The 20,377-nt window shown below is 70.1% G+C and carries 12 protein-coding genes and 1 pseudogene; all 13 read right to left on the reverse strand.

Features of this window, described 5'->3' with window-relative positions:
* Window positions 1-16 precede the first annotated feature (16 nt).
* Window positions 17-1,201, reverse strand: a complete 1,185-nt coding sequence (locus AC1PMG_RS13215) for a beta-barrel domain-containing protein (protein ID WP_481109177.1) — start codon at window positions 1,199-1,201, stop codon at window positions 17-19.
* Window positions 1,194-3,362: a type I secretion system permease/ATPase gene (locus AC1PMG_RS13220; protein WP_481109178.1), complete on the reverse strand. Its 2,169-nt coding sequence runs from the start codon at window positions 3,360-3,362 to the stop codon at window positions 1,194-1,196. Before AC1PMG_RS13220 ends, AC1PMG_RS13215 begins: the two co-directional genes overlap by 8 nt.
* Window positions 3,352-4,524 (reverse strand): TolC family protein, encoded by a 1,173-nt coding sequence (locus tag AC1PMG_RS13225; RefSeq protein ID WP_481109179.1) that lies wholly within the window; start codon window positions 4,522-4,524, stop codon window positions 3,352-3,354. Before AC1PMG_RS13225 ends, AC1PMG_RS13220 begins: the two co-directional genes overlap by 11 nt.
* A 101-nt stretch (window positions 4,525-4,625) precedes the next feature.
* Window positions 4,626-10,127: an Ig-like domain-containing protein gene (locus tag AC1PMG_RS13230; protein WP_481111671.1), complete on the reverse strand. Its 5,502-nt coding sequence runs from the start codon at window positions 10,125-10,127 to the stop codon at window positions 4,626-4,628.
* Window positions 10,128-10,349: 222 nt separating this feature from the next.
* Window positions 10,350-10,574: pseudogene (locus AC1PMG_RS13235) on the reverse strand (BapA prefix-like domain-containing protein); the annotation flags it as partial.
* A gap of 865 nt (window positions 10,575-11,439) precedes the next feature.
* Window positions 11,440-13,362 carry a CocE/NonD family hydrolase gene (locus AC1PMG_RS13240; RefSeq protein ID WP_481109180.1) on the reverse strand — a complete coding sequence of 641 codons (1,923 nt, stop codon included), beginning with the start codon at window positions 13,360-13,362 and terminating at the stop codon, window positions 11,440-11,442.
* Window positions 13,363-13,596: 234 nt separating this feature from the next.
* Complete coding sequence (locus tag AC1PMG_RS13245) at window positions 13,597-14,847, reverse strand: glutamate-5-semialdehyde dehydrogenase (protein ID WP_481109181.1); 1,251 nt, start codon at window positions 14,845-14,847, stop codon at window positions 13,597-13,599.
* Between the two features lie 141 nt (window positions 14,848-14,988).
* Entirely contained in the window at window positions 14,989-16,194 is a 1,206-nt protein-coding gene (proB, locus tag AC1PMG_RS13250) for a glutamate 5-kinase (RefSeq protein WP_481109182.1), read from the reverse strand.
* Window positions 16,195-16,210: 16 nt separating this feature from the next.
* Window positions 16,211-16,468, reverse strand: a complete 258-nt coding sequence (locus AC1PMG_RS13255; RefSeq protein ID WP_481109183.1) for a YciI family protein — start codon at window positions 16,466-16,468, stop codon at window positions 16,211-16,213.
* A 68-nt stretch (window positions 16,469-16,536) separates the two neighbouring features.
* Window positions 16,537-17,379 carry a hypothetical protein gene (locus AC1PMG_RS13260; RefSeq protein WP_481109184.1) on the reverse strand — a complete coding sequence of 281 codons (843 nt, stop codon included), beginning with the start codon at window positions 17,377-17,379 and terminating at the stop codon, window positions 16,537-16,539.
* Window positions 17,376-18,671, reverse strand: coding sequence for an argininosuccinate lyase (argH, locus tag AC1PMG_RS13265; RefSeq protein ID WP_481109185.1), 1,296 nt, complete (start codon window positions 18,669-18,671; stop codon window positions 17,376-17,378). The genes AC1PMG_RS13260 and argH overlap by 4 nt, the downstream gene beginning before the upstream one ends.
* 112 nt (window positions 18,672-18,783) lie before the next feature.
* Entirely contained in the window at window positions 18,784-19,749 is a 966-nt protein-coding gene (gene argC, locus AC1PMG_RS13270) for an N-acetyl-gamma-glutamyl-phosphate reductase (protein ID WP_481109186.1), read from the reverse strand.
* Window positions 19,746-20,375, reverse strand: coding sequence for a GNAT family N-acetyltransferase (locus AC1PMG_RS13275; protein WP_481109187.1), 630 nt, complete (start codon window positions 20,373-20,375; stop codon window positions 19,746-19,748). Before AC1PMG_RS13275 ends, argC begins: the two co-directional genes overlap by 4 nt.
* Window positions 20,376-20,377: the final 2 nt, after the last annotated feature.

A 20,377-nucleotide genomic window follows, 5' to 3' on the forward strand; every position in this document is an offset into this window, starting at 1 on the left:
CTGGGCGCGGCCACGCTCAGCGCAACCGCGCCTTCAACAGCGGCCGCAGCAGGTAATTGAGCACGCTGCGCTTGCCGGTGAGGATGTCGACCTCGGCCACCATGCCGGGGATGATCGGCAACGCTTCGCCACCGCGGCGCAACTGGCTGCCGTCGGTGCGGATCAGCACTTGGTAGAACGACTCCTTCCCATGCGGGGTCTGCTCCTCGATGGTATCGGCGCTGATCTGTTCGACCGTGCCGTTGAGCTCGCCGTAGATCGTGTAGTCGTACGCGGTGATCTTGACCCGCGCGCCCATCCCCGGCACCAGGAACGCCACGTCGCGCGGCTTGATCCTGGCCTCCACCAGCAGCCGCTCCTCCACCGGGATGATCTCCATGATCGGCTCGCCCGGCGGGATCACGCCGCCACGCGTGTTGATCAGCACGGTGTTGACCCGTCCGCGCACCGGCGACAGGATCTCGGTGCGGCGCAACTGGTCGTGGCGCTGGCGCACGATCGGCTCCAGTGCACCGAGATCCGCCTTGCGCTTGGCCAGTTCGGTATAGGCCTCCTGGAAATAGCTGTTGCGCAGCTCGCCGAGCCGGCCCTGCAAGGTCGCGATGTCCTGGCTGAGCTTGAGCGCCTCGACCTGGCTGACCGCGCCGCGGGCGACCAGCGGCCGCACGATGTTCAACTGGTCCTGGGCCAGCCGGATCTGCCGCTGGATCGCCTGGCTGCCTTCGGCCAGCTTGCTGCGGCGCGACTCGAACAGGTCGCGCTCGGAACGCTGCAAGGCCTCATTGGAGGCGACCTGCTCAGGGAAGGCGATGCGGTCCTTGCCCAGCACTTCGGCTTCCAGGCGCGCGATCGCCGCATGCAGCACCTGCTCCTGGTTGACCGACTCCTGGTAGTTGGTCAGGAAGTGGGTGCGTTCCAGGCGCACCAGCGGCTGTCCCGGCTTGACCAGTTCGCCTTCCTGCACCAGCAGCCGATCCAGGATCCCGCCCTCCAGGCTCTGGATCTTCTGCATGCGGCTGTACGGCACCACGCGGCCATCGCCACGGGTGACCTCGTCCAACTCGGCCCAGGCCGCCCAGGCCAGGAAGATCGCCACTGTCGCCAACACGGTCCACAACAACGGCCGGTACAGCGGATGGGTGGAGGCCAGCAGCGGATCGGCCAACCGCCGCCGCAGCGCGATCGAGGAGCGCTCAGCCATGGCCGCCCGCCAGTGCCGGCGCCGGCGCCTGTACCCGGTTGCCCTGCAGCACCTGCTCCACCGGTCCATCCACCACCACGCGTCCTTGCCGCAGCACCACGGCACGCCGGGTCAGTTCGAGCATGCTGCGCTTGTGCGTGCTCAGCACCAGCGTGCGCGTGCCCAGCCAGCGCTGCAGGTAGGCGATGACCAACTGCTCGCTGTGCTGATCGAACGCCGCGGTGGGTTCGTCGAGCAGCACCACGCCGGGATCCTGCAGCAGCAGCCGCGCCAGGCCCAGCGCCTGCCGCTGTCCGCCGGAAAGACTGGTGTTGCCCTGGATCGGCAGGTCCAGGCCGAAGGGATGCGCGCGCACGAATGCCCCCAGCCCCACCCCATCCAACGCCGCGTACAGCTCGTCGTCGCCCAGCGCCGCGCCGTGCAGGTTGAGGTTGTCGCGCAGGCTGCCGTGGAACAGGGCCACGTCCTGCGGCAGGTAGCCGATGTTGCGCATGCGGTCGGCCGGGTCGATCTGCGCGATCGCCACGTCGTCGAGCAGTAGCCGCCCCGATTGCGCGTCGACCAGGCCCGCCAGCAGGCGCAACAGGGTGGACTTGCCGGCGCCGTTGCCACCGAGCAACGCCACGCGCTCGCCGGCGCCGATCCGCAGCGCCTGCACGTCCAGCGCCGGCGGCTGATCGCCATGGCGCAGCGTCACCGCATCCAGGCGATAGTCGCCCTTCAGCCGCAGCTTGTGCACGAAGCGTTTGCCGGCCGGACGCTCCTGCGCTGCGCCCAGCAACTGGTCCAGCCCCTCCATCGCCACCCGGGTATGCTGCCAGCGCCCCAGCACCGCGGCCGCCTGCCCCAGCGGTGCGATCGCGCGTGCGGCCAGCAGCGAGCAGGCCACCAGCGCACCGACGGTCATCTCGCCCTGCTGGATCCGATAGACGCCGAACACCACCACACCGACGTAGGCCAGCTGCTGCACCACCGAGGCGGCATAGCTGAGCGCGGTGGTCAGCGAATGGGTCTTCATCGCCGAGGCCGCCAGTTGCGCGGTCAGGCCCTCCCACAGGCCCTGACAGCGGCCCTCGGCACGCGCGGCCTTGATCGATTCCAGATGCTCGAACGCCTCCAGCAGCAGGCCGTTCTTCATCGCGCCCTCGCGCAGGTTCTGCCGCGACAGCGCGCCGAGCAGGCGCTGCGCCAGCAGCCCGGGCAGCACCATCAACACGCAGGCGACCAGCGGCACCCACACCACGTGGCCGCCGATCAAGGCGATGATGGCCAGGAAGATCGCCACGAACGGCAAATCGCTGATCAGCGCTGCGCTGGACGTGGTGTAGAACTCGCGCACCGACTCGAACTCGCGGACCTGCGTACTGAAGGCCCCCATCGACCCCGGTTTGGCCGCCATGCGCATGGCCAGCACGCGCGAGAACAGCAGCGTGGACAACTGCAGGTCCAGGCGCTTGCCCAGCACCGCCAGCAACTGCCCGCGCAGGGTGCGCAACACGCCTTCCAGCACGATCGCCAGGACCACGCCGCTGGCGAGGATCCACAAGGTATCGAAGGCCGCGTTGGGCACCACGCGGTCGTAGACCTGCATTGCGAACAGCGCGGTGGCGATGGCCAGCAGGTTGGCGACCATCGCCGCCATCGCCACTTCGGCGTAAGAGCGCCACAACTTCTTCAGCGGGCCGTAGAACCAGTGCTCCGCGTCGCTGCCGGCATAGCCGCCGATGCGTCCATCGTCGCGAAAGCGCGGTTTGGCGAATACCGCAGAGCCACTGTACAGCCGCTCCAGTTCGGACAGCGGCATGGCCTGCTCGCCGCCACTGGCATGCGGCAACAGCACCCGCGCCTGCTGCGACTCGATCGCCTCCAGCAGCAGGGTGCGGCCATCGTGCAGCAACAGCAGCGCGGGCAGCAGATAGCCGTCCATCCCCGCGAGCGGGTAGTCCAGCACGTCGGCATTGAGATCGGCACGGCGCAGTGCCCGGGGGACCAACCGCAACGGCAGTCGCCCCTGATCCAGCGCGATGCCATCCACCAGTTCGGCATCGGTCAACGGCCGCCCCAGGCGCTGGCACAGCAACACCAGGCCAGGCCGCAGGCCATCCACCTCCGCGGCCTGCGCGGCGCCGACCGACACCGCCGAATTGTGCTCAACCTGCATGGGCGCTCTCCCGGAACATGGCCTGCAACACCCCGATCTGCGCCGCGGCGCGGTAACGCAGGCGCTTACGTTCGATCCGCAGCGCGATCAACTGGCGTTCGGCCTCCAGCCGCTCCCGCTGTACGTTGAGCAGTTCGATCACCTCGCGCCGGCCCACGCTCAACTGCTCGCGGTAGAGCTCGGCCACCTCCACCGCCTGCTGCGCCTGTTGCAGCAGTGCCTGCTCGCGCCCGCGCAGTGCATCGCCGGCATCGGCCAGCGTCTGCACAGTGCGCAGGATCTCGCGGCGCACGGCATCCACGTTCCACTGCGCCGCTTCCAGGCGCTGCCGCGCGGCCTGCGGGCGCAGGAATGTCGACATGCCCTGAAAGACATCCATGCTCAGGCGCAGCGAAATGGTCGAATCGTTCTGCAGGCGCCCGCCGACGTCGCGGCGCAGCGCGGCGGCTTCCAGATTCAGTTGCGGCTTCAACGCCGCGCGGGCCTCGCGCACTTCCGCTTCGGCGGCACGCACCTGTTCGTTGGCCTTGCGCAGCAAGGGCGAGGCGTCCACCGTCCGCGGCAGCTGTGCCGGCGCCAGTTGCGGCAGGTCCGGCAGGTCCGGTTCGAGCAGACCCTCGGCCTCTGTGCCAACCAGCAGCAGGAACTGGTTGCGCACCTCCTGCAGCGTGCCCTGCTCGGACGCTAACTGGTCCTGCCCACGCGCCAGTTCCAGCCGCGTGCGCTCCAGTTCGCTGCGATCGGCGTAGCCACCGCTGCGCGCTTCGCTGAGGTCGGCGATGGCCTGCAGGCGTTGCAGATGCGCCTGCACCGCCTGCAGCCGCTGCTGCGCCAGCAGTACGTCCAGGTACACGTCCACGATCGCCAGCGCGGCATCGTCGGCGGCGACCTCCACCCCGGCGTCCTGCCCGCGCTGCTGCGCCCGTGCCGCCGCGACCCTGCTCGACACACGGCCCCAGTCGTACAGCATCTGCGAGAGGTTGACGTCGTAGACCACCTCGCCGGGATCCATTGCCTTGGGCCCGGCGCCCACCGACAACGCCGGGTAGTAGCCGCTGCGCGCGATGCGCACGTCGGTGGCGGCACGTGCCGCCTCGGCCATCGCCGCGCGCAGTTGCGGCTCGCTGCTCAGGCCTTGTTGCACCGCCTGGGCCAGCGACATGGCGAAGGCACCTGGCGGTACCGCCAGCAACAGGCAGACGCAGGCGCTGGCCGCCCGGCCAGGCCGGCGCGCGCGCCGGCCGTGCGTGCAGGTCTCCCCCATCAGGCCGTCACCACCGCAAGCGTGTTGTCCTCCACCAGCAACGTGGCGCTGCCGAAGCTGTAGACGTGGTAGTTGATGCCATCGATCGCCTGTGTTGTGCCGCTGTCGACGGCACCGACGATGTTGAGCACATCCGCGCTGTCGCCGGTGATCTGCAAGGTATCGTTGCCGTCGGTGATCGCCAGCACCTCCGACGCGGTCAGGGTCAGGGTACTTCCGGAGTCGCCCTTGCCCAGGTCGATACGCTCGATGTTGGACAGCGTGCCCACGCCTGCCGCGTTGTAGTCCAGGTCGATGCCGTTGGCGAACAGCACCGTATCGAAGCCGGCGCCACCGTCGATGCTGGTGAAGTTGGTCGCGGTGATCTGGATGGTGTCGTCGCCATTGCCGGCCAACACCTGATCGCCGCTGCCGACGTTGAAGATCAGGTCGCTGCCGTCGCCGGCGAGGATGCGCTCGCTGCTGCCGTCGGCGCCGGACAGGATGTCGATGCCGCCAGTGCCGTTCACGCTGATGGTGCCGATGCTCAGGGCCGCGCCACTGCCGGACAGGCTGATGCCATAGCGCGCACTGTCGTTGCCGAGCGTGTCGGTGGCAACCACTTCGAAGGCGACCTGCGCGCCAAGGTTGAGCACGCCGGACGCGGTGAGCCCGAGTTGGCTCAGGACGCTGGGACTGAGCAGGTTCAAGGCGAAGTCACCATTGGCGTCGGCCTGGATGGGCGTGAGTTCGACGTTGAGCGCCGGGGTGATGACGCGGATCGCCAGGCTGGCATTGGGATCGGCGTTGCCGCTGAATCCGAAGGTCGCCGGCAACAGCGCGAAGTCCAGCCCGAAGTCGCCCAGCGTCAGCGGCTGCGCGATGTTGGCGCCAACCCCCAGCGAGGCGACCGAACTGGTGTTGCCCGCCGGATCGGCGCCCACCACGGACACCTGCGCGTTCAACAACTGCGACCAGCTCAGGCCGATGTCCAGGCCGGTGAGCAGATCCAGCGAGGCCAGGCCGCTGTTGTCGGCGGTCAGCGTGGCCGTGGCCTGCACGCCGCCCACATTGACGTTGACCGTCAGTGCAGTGCCCGGTTCGCTGGAAATCGTCAGCAGATTAGCGACCAGCGACAGCACCGGAGTGGCCGGCGGGATCGTATCGATGGTGAAGCCGACCGAGGACGAGGCCGGGCCCCCGTTGAGATCGGCGGTGACCGTCGCGGCGCCCTGCGGCAACGCGGCGCCGCCGCTCGGCGGCAGCACCGAGACCACCACGTTGCCGGCAGCGAGGTCGCCGCTGGTGAGCGTGTGCGGGACATCCACCACGTAGCCGTTCTGGCCGGCGAAATGCACGGTGACCACCTGGCCGACCAGCATGTTCGGCCGCAGTTGCACCACCACCTGGATGCCGTCGCCGATTTCCGCAGCGTTGATCCAGGTATCGCCGGCCTCGGGCACGCTGAGCAGCGGCGGCGACAGATCCGGGGCAGTGAGCAGTGCGGGCGGGCTGACGTTGCCGGCGGCATCGACCGCCACCACCGACAGTGCCTGCCCGATCACCAGCGCCGGCACCAGCGGCAGGCTGAAGGCGCCATTGCCATCGGCCTGGATCAACAGGGGATTGGCGGTATCGCCGTTCACCACCACACGCAGTTGCGCGTTGGCTTCGGCGGTGCCGGTGAGCAGGCTGCCGTCCAGGCTGATCGTGACCAGGGGTGCCGCCGGTGCCAGCGCATCCACCGTGGTGGTCGCCGGCGGGCTGACATTGCCGGCCGCATCGGTGGCCACGGCGTTGACGACGGTGCCGTCCGGCAGTGGCGTCCCCGGCGTCACGCTCCAGTTGCCGGCGCCATCGGCGGTGGTCTGCCCGATCAGCGTGCCGTTGCCGTCGGTGACGGTGACCGTCGCGCCCGCCTCGGCGGTGCCGACGATCGCCGTGCCGTTGCTCGGCTGCAGCACCGGCGCCGCCGGTGCCAGCGCGTCGATTGTGGTGGACGCCGGCGGACTGGTATTGCCGGCCGCATCGGTCGCCACGGCGTTGACGACGGTGCCATCCGGCAACGCGGCGCCTGGGGTCACACTCCAGTTGCCCGCGCCATCGGCGGTGGTCTGCCCGATCAGCGTGCCGTTGCCGTCGGTGACAGTGACCGTCGCACCCGCCTCCGCAGTCCCGACGATTGCCGTGCCATTGCTCGGCTGCAGCACCGGCGCGGCCGGTGCCAGCGCATCGATGGTGGTCGTCGCCGGCGGGCTGGCATTGCCGGCCGCATCGGTCGCCACAGCGTTGACGACGGTGCCATCCGGCAACGCGGCGCCCGGCGTCACGCTCCAGTTGCCCGCGCCATCGGCGGTGGTCTGCCCGATCAGCGTGCCGTTGCCGTCGGTCACCGTCACCGTCGCGCCCGCCTCCGCGGTGCCGACGATCGCCGTGCCATTGCTCGGCTGCAGCACCGGTGCGGCCGGTGCCAGCGCATCGACCGTGGTGGACGCCGGCGGGCTGGCATTGCCGGCCGCATCGGTGGCGACGGCGTTGATCACGGTACCGTCAGGCAACGCGGCACCCGGCGTCACGCTCCAATTGCCGGCGCCATCGGCCGTCGTCTGGCCGATCAGGTTGCCATTGCCATCGGTGACGGTGACGGTCGCACCGGCCTCCGCGGTACCGACAATCGCCGTGCCATTGCTCGGCTGCAGCACCGGCGCCGCCGGTGCCAGCGCATCGACCGTGGTGGACGCCGGCGGGCTGGCATTGCCGGCCGCGTCGGTGGCGACGGCGTTGATTACGGTGCCGTCCGGCAACGCGGCACCCGGCGTCACACTCCAGTTGCCGGTGCCATCGGCCGTCGTCTGCCCGATCAGGTTGCCATTGCCGTCGGTGACGGTGACGGTCGCACCCGCCTCCGCAGTACCGACAATCGCCGTGCCGTTGCTCGGCTGCAGCACCGGCGCCGCGGGCGCCAGCGCATCGACCGTGGTGGACGCCGGCAGGCTGGCATTGCCGGCCGCATCGGTGGCGACAGCGTTGATCACGGTACCGTCCGGCAACGCGGCACCCGGCGTCACACTCCAGTTGCCGGCGCCATCGGCCGTCGTCTGCCCGATCAGGTTGCCATTGCCGTCGGTGACGGTGACCGTCGCACCCGCCTCCGCGGTCCCGATGATCGCCGTACCGTTGCTCGGCTGCAGCACCGGCGCGGCCGGTGCCAGTGCATCGACCGTGGTGGACGTCGGCGGGCTGGCATTGCCGGCCGCGTCCGTGGCGACGACGTTGACCACGGTGCCGTCCGGCAAGGCCGTGCCCGGTGTGACGCTCCAGTTGCCGGCGCCATCGGCCGTCGTCTGCCCGATCAGGTTGCCATTGCCGTCGGTGACGGTGACCGTCGCACCCGCCTCCGCGGTCCCGACGATCGCCGTACCGTTGCTCGGCTGCAGCACCGGTGCCGCCGGTGCCAGCGCATCCACGGTGAGCGATGCGGGCGGGCTGGCATTGCCTGCGGCGTCGGTGGCAATGGCATTGACCACCGCGCCATCCGCCAACGGTGTCGCCGGGATGACGCTCCAGTTGCCGGACGCATCGGCCGTGGCTTGGCCAATCAGGTCGCCATTGCCGTCGGTGACAGTGACCGTCGCACCCGCCTCGGCGGTCCCGACGATGGCCGTGCCGTTGCTCGGCTGCAGCACCGGCGCCGCCGGCGCCAGCGCATCCACCGTGGTCGTCGCCGGCGGACTGACGTTGCCGGTCGCATCGGTGGCCACGGCGTTGACCACGGTGCCGTCCGGCAACGCGGCGCCCGGGGTCACGCTCCAGTTGCCCGCGCCATCGGCGGTGGTCTGCCCGATCAGCGTGCCGTTGCCGTCGGTCACCGTCACCGTCGCCCCCGCCTCGGCGGTACCGACGATCACCGTGCCGTTGCTCGGCTGCAGCACCGGCGCCGCCGGTGCCAGCGCATCCACGGTGAGCGATGCGGGCGGGCTGACGTTGCCGGCCGCGTCCGTGGCGACGACGTTGACCACGGTGCCGTCCGGCAAGGCCGTGCCCGGTGTGACGCTCCAGTTGCCGGCGCCATCGGCGGTGGTCTGCCCGATCACCGTGCCGTTGCCGTCGGTGACGGTGACCGTCGCGCCGGCCTCCGCCGTGCCGACGATCGCGCTGCCATCGCTCGGCTGCAGCACTGGCGCGGCCGGCGCCAGCGCATCGACGGTGGTGGTCGCCGGCGGGCTGGCGTTGCCTGCGGCATCGGTGGCGACGGCGGTGATGACTGCGCCGTCCGGCAGCGGACTGGCGGGAACGAGGCTCCAGTTGCCGGACGCATCGACCGCGGCCTGCCCGATCACCGCGCCGTTGCCGTCGGTCACCGTCACTGTCGCACCGGCCTCCGCCGTGCCGTTGATTTCGCTGCCGTTGCTCGGCTGCAGCACCGGCGCCGCGGGCGCCACCGCGTCCACCGTGGTGGTCGCCGGCGGACTGACCGTGCCGGCGGCATTGCTGGCGACCGCCGTGATCACCGTGCCGTCCGCCAGCGGCGTGGCCGGGGTGAAGCTCCAGTTGCCGGACGCATCGACGATGGTCTGGCCGATCGGTGCGCCGTTGCCGTCGGTCAGGGTGATGGTCGCGCCCGCTTCCGAGGTGCCGGCGATGACGCTGCCGTTGCTGGCGTCGATGACCGGTGCCGCCAGCAGATCCGGCGCCTGCACGCTGGCCGGCGGACTGGTGTTGCCGCCCGGATCGGTCACCACCACTGTCAGCGTCTCGCCATCGGTCAGCGGCGGCTGCAAGGGCACGGTGAAGGTGCCATCACTGCCCACCACGGCCGTGACGTCCGGCACGCCGTCGCCATTGGTATCCACGCCCACTGTGGCGCCCGCCTCCGCGGTGCCGGTGAGGCTGCCGCCATCGGCCGAGACCTGCAGATTGCCGGCCGCCGCCGGCGGCGTGGTGTCGGGCGCGTTGACGCTGGCGCCGGGGCCGGTGTTGCCGGCCGTGTCGGTCACCACCACCGTCAGCGGTTCGCCATTGGTGAGTGGCGGCTGCAGCGGTACGGTGAAGGTGCCGTCGCTGCCGACCACGGCGGTCACGTCCGGCACGCCATCGCCATTGGTATCCACACCCACCGTCGCGCCTGCCTCCGCCGTGCCGGTGAGGCTGCTGCCATCGGGCGCCACTTGCAGGTTGCTGGCCGCACCGGGCGGGGTGACGTCCGGCGCCTGCACCATCGCCGGCGGGCTGGTATTGCCCACCTGATCGATCACCACGACCGAGACCATTTCTCCATCGATCAACGGCGTAGGCAGGGCAACAATGAAGGTGCCACTGCTTTCGGTCATCACGATATGGTCCACCTGTCCGTCGCCATCGGTGTCGACGTGTACCCAGGCACCAGCCTGCGCGGCTCCGGTCAACTGCAAGCCGTTCTCCGCGATGCGCAAGTTGCTGGCGGCCGCTGGCGGCACGGGCGACGCTGGGGGCGGCGAGGCCGGCGGCTGCGCGATCAGGTTGCTGTCGTCCTGCTTGCTCATACTGCCCAGTGCGCCAGCGCCCGCCGCTACCCCGCCAGCCAGCAGCAATGGCCCGAGGAGACCGCCAGATGATGCGCCTATGCCCGCCGCAGTCAGTGACTCGAATCCTGCCTCGACACTCAATGGCGCATATGTGCCCAGCAATGCGCCTGCTTCGCCAGTGCCGGAGAACTGCACCGCAACCAGACGCTCTTCCTGAGTCAGGAACAATTGGCTTGGTTCAGGGGCTGGATCAAAGAAGTGGGCAACGCGCAGCATTTCGCCGCTTTTCATCCGCACGATCAGATCATCGCCCTCACGCGTGTACGCCGCGATATCATCAGGCGGCATGTCAAGCACCACACGGCTGGGCTGATCCAGATTAACTACACCGTCTGATGGCAGCGGGATAGCCTGGACGCGCGCGGGGTCCGCATCGTGCGGGACAACCTTGACCTGGATACTCATGACGAACACTCCTTTCGCGAGGATGGGCGGAAGCGGGCGAGCGTGAGCCGATGGCCTGGGGCGATCGACGCGACTGGGCGCCGTGCCGGCCGATGCGCAGGCAACACCTCACCTACGCGGCCCTATCGGTCCACGACAAGCTTTGGATCGGTGATCAAGCAACGCAGCGCACGCACTGCCGCGCGCCACGTCGGGGTGGACGCAGCTAGCGTCGGGGTCGTTGCAAGGGGGAAACCCGGGGATGAGGCCGGCGGCGGCGCTGCGCCACGTGACGGGGCGAACGAGACAAACGGGCGGTGTCCAATGACATCACGGGCACTCCTTGTGAAAGCAAAACAGTTCGAACGGCAGGACGGCAACACCATGTGCAGTGACACTGCGCCGACATGCCTCGCCTGCATCGCGAGGTGCCCACCTTCAGGTCCGGATCGATCGTGCCGCATATCCGCCAAAGAACTGGCGTTACGCGGTCCCCCCTTCCGTTTGCACGCACCGATCTTTGCCAACGACGACACAGATAGGCAATAAATCGGCACAAATCCGTGACACAACTGTGTTTAGCACCACACTCCAGCGACGCTTTTTTCACAAAGCCCGCTGCGGGTTTTTCGAGTTTATTGCGCAAAGCAATAAAAAAATGACGCGACCGGCGTGGCCCGGTCCTGCGCGGCCGCGTGCGCTCCCTCCATCGGCTGCGTTCGCCGAACCGCGCCGGTAAACGATTGCATCGACAGGCGCAGGCGACACCGTGCGGCCGGCGCGCCTACGCAGCGCCCGGCCCTGTCATGGCGATCGGCCCACCGAACCTGGACAGTCGGCAGCGCGACGCGTGGCGTCGCGCGCCGCCGGTGCGGCACGCCCTGGCTCAGTACACCGGCAAACTGATGAAACTGGCCTGCTGCGGCGTGTGCCAGATCCGCTGCGTCGCCGTCTGGTAATCGCCGGGCTTGGCGAAGTAGATATTGGGCACGTAGGTCTGCGGATTGCGGTCGTACAGCGGGAACAGGCTCGACTGCACCTGCACCATCACCCGGTGGCCGCGCTCGAAGGTGTGGTTGGCGGTGGGCAGGCCGAAGCGGTAGGCCAGCGGCTGGTTCGGGGTCAGCGGCGCCGGATGCTCGAAGCTTTCGCGGTAGCGGCCGCGGAAGATCGCCAGCGACACCGGCAGCTCGTAGCCGCCCAGTTTCGGATCGGACGCCATCTGGTCCGGGTACACGTCGATCAGCTTCACCACCCAGTCGCTGTCGCTGCCGCTGGTGGAGGCCTGCAGGTTCACCTGCGGCGCGCCGGCGATGCGCAGCGGCGCCTGCAGCGGTTCGCTGACGAAGGTCAGCACGTCCGGGCGGCCGTCGACGAAGCGCTGGTCGTGCACCAGCCAGGTGGTCCACATGTCGCGATCGCCGAACACCACCGGGCGCGGCACGAACGGCACCGGCTTGGCCGGGTCGGACACGTACTCGGTGTACTCGCCCTGCCCGGCCTTGGGCGCCTCGAACGAGACGCGGCCGCCGGCCTCCAGGTACAGCGGCTTGCTCTGCGCCGGGCAGCCCTGCGCGCAGCTCAGCGGCCAGCGTTGCAGACGATCCCAGTGGTTGGCGCCGGTGTCGTAGATCAGCACCGGCGGGGTGTCGGCCTTGGGCGCGCCGTCGACCAGGTACTGATCGAAGAACGGCTTGAGCACGTCGCGGCGGAACTGCAGTGCGGTGTCGCCGTCGAACTGCAGTGCGCCCAGCGAGGCGCCCTCGTAGTTGACCTGGCTGTGCCGCCACGGCCCCATCACCAGGTAGTTCCTGTCGTTGCCGGTGTCGCGCGGCTCCATCGCCTCGTAGCTGTGGATCGCGCCCCACATGTCTTCCTGGTCCCACAGCCCCTGCAGCCACATCGTCGGCACCTTCAGCGGGGTGCGTGCCATCACCTTGTCCAGCGCCTGCTCCTGCCAGAACGCATCGTAGGCCGGGTGTTCGGTGAGCTTGCGCCACCACGGCAACTGCTCCAGCCCGGCGGCCTTGGCGTAGTCGCCGGCCGAGCCGGCGCGCAGGAAATTGCTGTAGTCGTCGTAGCCCTGGCGCGGAATGCCCTCGCCCTTGCCGCGCCGGGTCATCTGACCGGTGAAGTAGTCCAGGTTGACCTGACGGAAGGCGCCGTAGTTGAGCCAGTCGTCGCCCATCCAGCCGTCGATCATCGGGCTTTCCGGCGCGGCCACCTTCAGCGCCGGATGCGGATCGGCCAGCGCCATCACCACGGTGAAGCCCTCGTAGGACGAGCCGATCATGCCGACCTTGCCGTTGGATTCGGGCACGTGCTTGACCAGCCAGTCGATGGTGTCCCAGGCGTCGGTGGCGTGATCGACCTTGGTCGGGTTGAGCGGCCCGCGCAGCGGCCGGGTCACCACGTAGTCGCCCTCCGAGCCGTACTTGCCACGGATATCCTGGAACACGCGGATGTAGCCGCCGTCGACGAACACTTCGTCGCCCTGCGGCAACAGGTCGCGCATGTGCGGGGAGGCCAGCCGGCTGGCGCGGCCGCTGGCGTCGTACGGCGTGCGCGTCAGCAGGATAGGCGCGCCGTGCGCGCCCTTCGGCAGCACGATCACCGTGTGCAGCTTGACCCCGTCGCGCATCGGGATCATCACCTCGCGCTTGATGTAGTCGTTGGCCGCGGTTGGCGCGACGAAGGGCTTGCCGGTGATGTCCGGCGTCATCGGCGCGGTCTGAGCGAACGCGGTGCCGGCGGTGGCGAGGGCGACGGCGACGGCAGCGGCGAGCAGGCAAGGAGCGAGGCGGCGCATGGGCATTGGATCCCGAAAGGAGGCGAATCCGCGACGCTAGGCGACGACGCCGCGCTCGGCAAGTGACAAAGGCTGGGTCGCCGACCCTCGCCGTTGGCGCCGCGGTGCGCGAGCGCGTGGGCACGCCCTTCCGATCAGCGCCAGTGGCTGGCCTGATCCCAACTCCATCGACACGCCACCGATCAGTCCCTTGCCAGGCAGCTCAGGCGCCCGGCCGACCAGGGTCGCGGCGCCTCAGTGTCGGACCTGGCCTTCGCCGCGCACCACGAAGCGCTCCACGGTCAGCGCTTCCAGGCCCATCGGGCCGTAGGCGTGCAGGCGCGTGGTGGAAATGCCGATCTCTGCGCCCAGGCCGAGTTCGCCGCCGTCGGAGAAGCGAGAGGAGGCGTTGACCATCACCACCGCCGCGCGCAGCGCCTGCACGAAGGCCTCGGCGTTGGCCGCGTCCGCGGTGGCGATGACCTCGGTGTGGTCCGAGCCGTAGCGGCGGATGTGCGCGATCGCCGCGTGCAGGTCCGGCACCACCGCGATCGCCAGGATCAGGTCCAGGTACTCGGCGGCGTAGTCCTCGTCGCTGGCAGGATCGATGTCCGACAGCAGCGCGCGGGTGGCGGCATCGCCGCGCAGGGTGACGCCGCGCTGGCGCAGCGCCTGGGCTGCCAGGGGCAGGAAACGCGCGGCCACGTCGGCGTGCACCAGCAGCGTCTCCAGCGAATTGCAGGCGGCCGGCCGCGTGGTCTTGCCGTCGACCAGCAGCTTCACCGCCAGCTCCAGGTCGGCCGAGGCATCGACGAACAGATGGCACACGCCCTTGTAATGCTTGATCACCGGCACCCGCGCATGTTCGGCGACGAAGCGGATCAGGCCCTCGCCGCCGCGCGGGATCGCCAGGTCGACGATGTCGTGGAGCTGCAGCAGCTCCAGCATGGTCTCGCGGCGCAGATCCTCGACCAGGGTCAGCGCGGCCTCGCCGATGCCGGCGGCGCGCAGCGCCCGGCGCAGTGATGCGGCGATGGCGGTATTGGAGTGGATCGCCTCGGAGCCGCCGCGCAGGATCACCCCGTTGCCGGCCTTGATGCACAGTGCCGCGGCGTCGGCGGTGACGTTGGGGCGCGCCTCGTAGATCATCGCCACCACGCCCAGCGGCACGCGGATCTTCTGCACGCGGATGCCGTTGGGGCGCACGTCGTCGCGGGTGACCTGCCCCACCGGATCGGGCAAGCCCGCCACCTCGCGCAGCGCCGCGGCGATGCCGTCCAGGCGCTTGCGGTCCAACGCCAGCCGATCGAGCATCGCGCTGCCGACCTCCTTGGCCCGCGCCGCCTCCAGGTCGCGCGCGTTGGCGGCGAGGATCGCGTCGGCATCCGCTTCCAGCGCCGCCGCCATCGCCTCCAGCAGCGCCTGTTTGGCCGACGACGACAACTGCGCCAGCGCGTGCGCGGCATCGCGGCATTGCTGGGCCTGGGTGCGGATGGAGGTCGTCATGGGGGAGTTCCAAGTAAGTGGGTGGTTTTGGGGCGGGACCCGGGACCCGGGACCCGGGACCCGCTAGGCTGGGCCTCTGCCGAATGCCGTCAAGCCAACGCGCCGCAAAAAACAAGCCAGCGCGACAACAGCACCCTGACGCTATGCCGCCGTTCCGGGCCCCGGGTCCCGGGCCCCGGGTCCCGGCTTCTCCAGCACCACCAGATCGTCCCGATGAATCACATTCTCGCCGTAGTTGTAGCCCAGGATCGCCTCGATGTCGCGCGAGTGGCGGCCGGCGATGCGGCGGATGTCCACCGCCGCGTACTGGCTGACGCCGCGCGCCAGGCAGCGCTCGCCGGCCGCGTCGCGCAGGCGTACCTCGACCATGTCGCCGCGACGGAACTCGCCCACGGCGCCGGCCACCCCGCCCGGCAGCAGCGAGGCGCCCTTGTCGAGCAGCGCAGTCGCGGCACCGGCGTCGACCAGGATCGCCCCCGGCTCCACCGGCACATGACGCAGCCAGTACTTGCGCGCGGCGATGCGGGTGCGCGCGGCATGGATGCGGGTGCCGCGCAGGCGGTCCTGGGCCAGGCCGCGCACCACCTCGGCGCTGCGACCGTTGAACAGATAGGTCTCGATGCCGGCGGCACCGGCCTTGGCCGCGGCCTCCAGCTTGGTGCGCATGCCGCCGGTGCCGACGCCACTGCCGCTGCCGCCGGCCATCGCCAGCACGGTCGCGCTCAGTTCCTGCACCTCGTGCAGCGGCTGCGCCTGCGGGTCGCGGCGCGGGTCGGCGGTATACAGGCCATCGATGTCGGTGGCGATGAACAGCGCATCGGCGTCGACCAGGGCGGCGACGATCGCGGCGAGATTGTCGTTGTCGCCGAGCTTGAGTTCGTCCACCGAGACCGTGTCGTTCTCGTTGACCACCGGCAGCGCGCCCAGCCGCAACAGCTCGCCCAGGGTGGCGCGCGCATTGAGGTAGCGGCGGCGGTTGCGCAGGTCGTCGTGGGTCAGCAGCACCTGCGCCACCGGCCGCTCGAAGAAACGCTGCCACAGCGCGATCAGTTGCGCCTGGCCGAGCGCGGCCAGCGCCTGCCGCGCGGCCAAGGCCGCGCCGGCTTCGGCGGCCTTGGGCACGATGGCGCGGCCAGCGGCGACCGCGCCGGAGGACACGATCACCAGCTCACGGCCCGCCGCCAGGTTGGCCGACACGAACTGCGCCAGGCCCAGCGCGAAACGCGGGGTCAGTCCGCCGCCGTCGGCGGCCAGCAGGCTGCTGCCGACCTTGAGCACCGCGCGCCGCCAGTGCGGCAGCGCTTGCTCGACGAAGGACATGGCGGCGGTGGCGGTCGGTGCGGTCATCGGGCGCTCCCTCGGCTCAGTGCGCGTTCCAGGCGTACACGGTGAGCTCGGACGCGGCCTGGAGCGCCAGCGGATCCTCGGCGACGATGGCCTGCGCCTGCGCCAGACTGTCCACGTTCTTGAGCACGTAGGCACCGCCGCTACCGTCGCCGAAGCCGCCGGCGCGCTCCAGCAGCCCGCGCTCGCGCAGCGCGGCCAGGAAGTCGCGATGCGGCTGGATCACCGACTCCGGAAACGCCGGCTTGCGCATCGCCATCACCAGGTACAACGTCATTGCCTTCTCCTGCATGCGAGGGCGCGACATGGCACGCGCCCCGGTAAACGTTCGACGACCGCGCTGCGTCACCGCAGCGCCGGCCTTGCCTCCGCGCGGGCGCCGAGGCTGGGAAACAGCCGCAGCAGCCGCCGCAGGTTGTCCTGCGGGGCGACGTCGGCGGCCTCGTCCATCCAGCGTTCGTCCGCCTCCGGATGCGGCCCGGCCAGCACCACCGTGCCGCGGCCATGGCGATAGCGTGCGATCGCCACGTCGCCATTGCCGTAGTGGGCGATCGGCACGAAGCCGTCCGCCGCGCTGCCGGTGAGGAACGGGCCGTCCTGATAGTAGACGCGCTGCCAGGTGCCGTCCCAGCGGATGGCGATGGTGTGGTCGCCTTCGTCGTCGATGCCCGAGCGCGGACGCCCGACTTCCGACTGCAGCGCCACATCGACCAGGCCAATGCCGTCGCGGTCGGCCAGGTACGCGCCCATGCACAGACCCAGGAAGCCCCTGCCGCCGCTGACGAAGTCGCGCAAGGCCGCGGCGCCCTCGTCGCCGAGGGCGGCGTACGCGGCCGCGATGTCCTGGCCGCCGCCGGGCTGGATGTACAGATCGACATCGCGAAGCGTGGCGGGGGTGACGTGCAGCGGTTCGCGCTCGCCGACATAGACGATGGTCAGCGGCAGGCCGGTGGCGCGCAACGCATCCACCACCATCTCCGAGCAGCCGCGGCAGCCGGCCGCACCGCGGTAGACCGCCACCTTCTGCGCCGCATTGGTCGCCGCGCTGGCCGGGGCCGCGGGCAGCGACAGCAGCCCAGCGGCGAGCAGCGCCAGGGCAATGGTCTGCAGGCCGCCCGCCATGGCTTGCCACGCGGGCGATGCGATCGCCGCCGTGCGCCAGCCTGCGGGACGGCCGTGCAGGCTCATCCCAGGGTCTCCCAGCGCGCGCGCAGCGCCTGCAACTGCAGGTCGGCGGCGGCGCCGGGCGAGACCCGCGCGGCCAGGCTGCCTTCCGGCGTGCGCCCCTGCCCGGCGCTGTCGGCGGATGCGGCAGCGGCCTGGTAGGCCTCGCGGAACGGCACGCCGGCCACCGCGGCTTCCACCGCCACGTCGGTGGCGTACATGCCCGAATCGATCGCCGCGCGCAGCCTGTCCTCGCGCCACTCCAGATTGGCCAGCAGCGCCGGCAGCAGCTCCAGCGCGGCCAGGCCGCGGCCGAAGCCGTGGAAGATCGCGCCCTTGCTGCTCTGCAGGTCGCGGTGATAGCCCGACGGCAGCGACAGCAGCTGTTCGATTTCGGTACGCGCGGCGGCCACGCTGGCGTGGGTGGCGCGCATCAGCTCGATCACGTCCGGGTTGCGCTTGTTCGGCATGATCGAACTGCCGGTGGTGTACTGCGCCGGCAACGCGACGAAGCCGAATTCGCCGCTGGTGAACAGCGACAGGTCCCAGGCCAGGCGGCGCAGATCCAGGGTGGCGCTGCCCAGCGCTTCCAGCGCGGCCATCTCGAACTTGCCGCGCGAGAGCTGCGCGTAGATCGGGCTGACCTGCAGGCGCGCGAAGCCCAGCGCGGCGGTGGTGTGCGCACGGTCCAGCGGCAGGTTGACGCCGTAGCCGGCGGCGGTGCCCAGAGGATTGCAGTCGACCAGGCGCAGGGTGTCGCGGGCGCGCATCGCGTCGTCGATGAAGGCCTCGGCCCAGCCCGCCCACCACATGCCCGCCGAAGACACCACGGCACGCTGGATGTGGGTGTAGCCGGGCACCGGCAGGTCGCGCTCGGCCTGCGCGCGGTCCAGCGCCACCTTGGCGATCTCCGCGCTCAGTTGCGCCAGCCGCGCCAGCTTGTCCTTCAGCCACAGCCGGGTGGCGACCAGGATCTGGTCGTTGCGGCTGCGCCCGGTGTGGATCTTGCGCCCGGCATCGCCCAGGCGCTCGGTCAGCCGCGCCTCGATCGCCGAGTGGCCGTCCTCGAAGCGCGCATCCAGCACGAACGCGCCACTGCGGAAATCCTCGGCCAGCACCGCCAGTTCGCGCTGCAGCCCGGCCAGTTCGTCGGCGGACAGGATGCCGATGCGCTGCAGGCCTTCGGCGTGCGCGCCGCTGGCGGCGATGTCGTGCAGGAAGAACTCGCGGTCCAGGAGCACGTCGTCGCCGGCCAGGAACGCCTGGATCTGCGTGTCGACGGCGACACCGGGTTTTTGCCAGAGCAGATTAGTCATTGGGGGTCCTTTTTTGCGGGACCCGGGACCCGGGGCCCGGGACCCGGAAAAGCAAAAGCATCGGCTCTTGCTTCTCCGGGTCCCGAGTCCCGGGCCCCGGGTCCCGACGATTTCAAACGGGAATCGACGTCAACTCGTCCACGCCCAGCGCCAGGTTGAGGTTCTGCATCGCCTGCGTCGCGGCGCCCTTGAGCAGGTTGTCCAGCGTCGCCACCAGCACCAGGCGCTTGTTGCCCGGTGCCAGGGTGAAGCCGCCGAGCTGCACGCCGTGGCGGCCGGCGATGCGGCTGACCCAGGGTGCCTCGTCGATCACCGCGATCAGCGGCTCGCCGGCATAGCGCGTGCGATACAGCTGCTGCACCGCATCCAGCTTGAGCGGTTGCTGCAACCACAGGTTGACGGTCATGGTGATGCCGCGGAAATGCGGTGCCACGTGCGGCATGAACTCCACCGGCACGCCGAGCTGCGCGGACACCTCGCGCTCGTGCATGTGGTCGGTCAGCGCATACGGCATCAGGTTGTCGTGCAACAGCGCCGGGTTGTTCTTGTCCGACGGCGTGGTGCCGGCGCCGGAATAGCCGGACACGCCGAAGCACTGCGGCGGCCCGGCGAGCTGCTCGCGCAACGGCGCGATCGCCAGCTGCATCGCGGTGGCGTAGCAGCCCGGGTTGCTGATGCGGCGTTGCCCGGCATAACGCGCACGGGTCAGTTCCGGCAGACCGTAGTACCAGGCCGGATCGAAGCGGTAGTCCGCGGACAGATCCACCACGATCGGGTCGGGCGCGCCGGCAACGACCGACGCATCCAGCGCCGCCACATAGGGCCCGGCCTTGCCGTTGGGCAGCGCCAGCACCACCACGTCGGCGCGCTTGGCCGCCACCGCCTCGGGATCGAGGTTCTCGTAGCGCAGCTCGCCCTGGTAGGTGTCGTGGTGCGCATCGACGCGCTGCCCGTCCAGCTCGCGCGAGGACAGGAACGCCAGGCGCAACTGCGGATGCGCGGCGATCAGGCGGATCAGCTCGGCGCCGGTGTGGCCGCGGGCGCCGACGATGCCGATGGAATAAACGGGAGTGCTCATGCGTGCGAATCCAGGCGGAACTGCAGGTGGCGTTTCACCCCTGCCCATTCCGTATCGATGATGGAGAAGATGACGGTGTCGCGCGGCGTGCCGTCGGCATGGCGCTTGTGGTTGCGCAGCACGCCGTCCTGCTTGGCCCCCAGCCGCGCAATCGCGGTGCGCGAGGCGTGGTTGAACCAACTAGTCTCGAAGACCACGCTGAGGCAGCCGAGCGATTCGAAGGCATGGCCAAGCAGCAACAGCTTGGCCTCGGTGTTCAGGCCGCTGCGCTGCACCCGCGGCGCGTACCAGGTGTAGCCGATCGACAGCGTCGGCACCTGCGGATCCAGGCCGTAGAAACGCGTGCTGCCGACGATCTCACCCTGCGCATCGCGCACCACGAACGGCAGCACCCGGCCCAGCGCCTGCACCTCCAGCGCGGCAGCGACGTAGGCGTCCACCCGCTCCGGCGCGGGCACATTGGTGTACCACAGCGCGTCCAGGCCGCTGCCGCGCAGCGCGGCGCGCAGGCCCTCGGCATGCGCCGCCTGCAGCGGCTCCAGGCTGACGTGGCGCCCGCGCAGTGTGGGCACGTGGCGCCAGGCCTCGGGCAGCACGGGATCGATGCTGGAGAGGGGAACGGTCATGA

Source organism: Xanthomonas sp. NCPPB 2250, assembly GCF_056725265.1.

Bases quoted from the DNA above. Each gene is read 5' to 3' on its own strand.
- AC1PMG_RS13215 (WP_481109177.1), bottom strand. From the start codon at position 1,201: ATGGCTGAGCGCTCCTCGATCGCGCTGCGGCGGCGGTTGGCCGATCCG.
- AC1PMG_RS13220 (WP_481109178.1), bottom strand. From the start codon at position 3,362: ATGCAGGTTGAGCACAATTCGGCGGTGTCGGTCGGCGCCGCGCAGGCC.
- AC1PMG_RS13225 (WP_481109179.1), bottom strand. From the start codon at position 4,524: ATGTCGCTGGCCCAGGCGGTGCAACAAGGCCTGAGCAGCGAGCCGCAA.
- AC1PMG_RS13230 (WP_481111671.1), bottom strand. From the start codon at position 10,127: ATGAGCAAGCAGGACGACAGCAACCTGATCGCGCAGCCGCCGGCCTCG.
- AC1PMG_RS13240 (WP_481109180.1), bottom strand. From the start codon at position 13,362: ATGCGCCGCCTCGCTCCTTGCCTGCTCGCCGCTGCCGTCGCCGTCGCC.
- AC1PMG_RS13245 (WP_481109181.1), bottom strand. From the start codon at position 14,847: ATGACGACCTCCATCCGCACCCAGGCCCAGCAATGCCGCGATGCCGCG.
- proB (WP_481109182.1), bottom strand. From the start codon at position 16,194: ATGACCGCACCGACCGCCACCGCCGCCATGTCCTTCGTCGAGCAAGCG.
- AC1PMG_RS13255 (WP_481109183.1), bottom strand. From the start codon at position 16,468: ATGACGTTGTACCTGGTGATGGCGATGCGCAAGCCGGCGTTTCCGGAG.
- AC1PMG_RS13260 (WP_481109184.1), bottom strand. From the start codon at position 17,379: ATGAGCCTGCACGGCCGTCCCGCAGGCTGGCGCACGGCGGCGATCGCA.
- argH (WP_481109185.1), bottom strand. From the start codon at position 18,671: ATGACTAATCTGCTCTGGCAAAAACCCGGTGTCGCCGTCGACACGCAG.
- argC (WP_481109186.1), bottom strand. From the start codon at position 19,749: ATGAGCACTCCCGTTTATTCCATCGGCATCGTCGGCGCCCGCGGCCAC.
- AC1PMG_RS13275 (WP_481109187.1), bottom strand. From the start codon at position 20,375: ATGACCGTTCCCCTCTCCAGCATCGATCCCGTGCTGCCCGAGGCCTGG.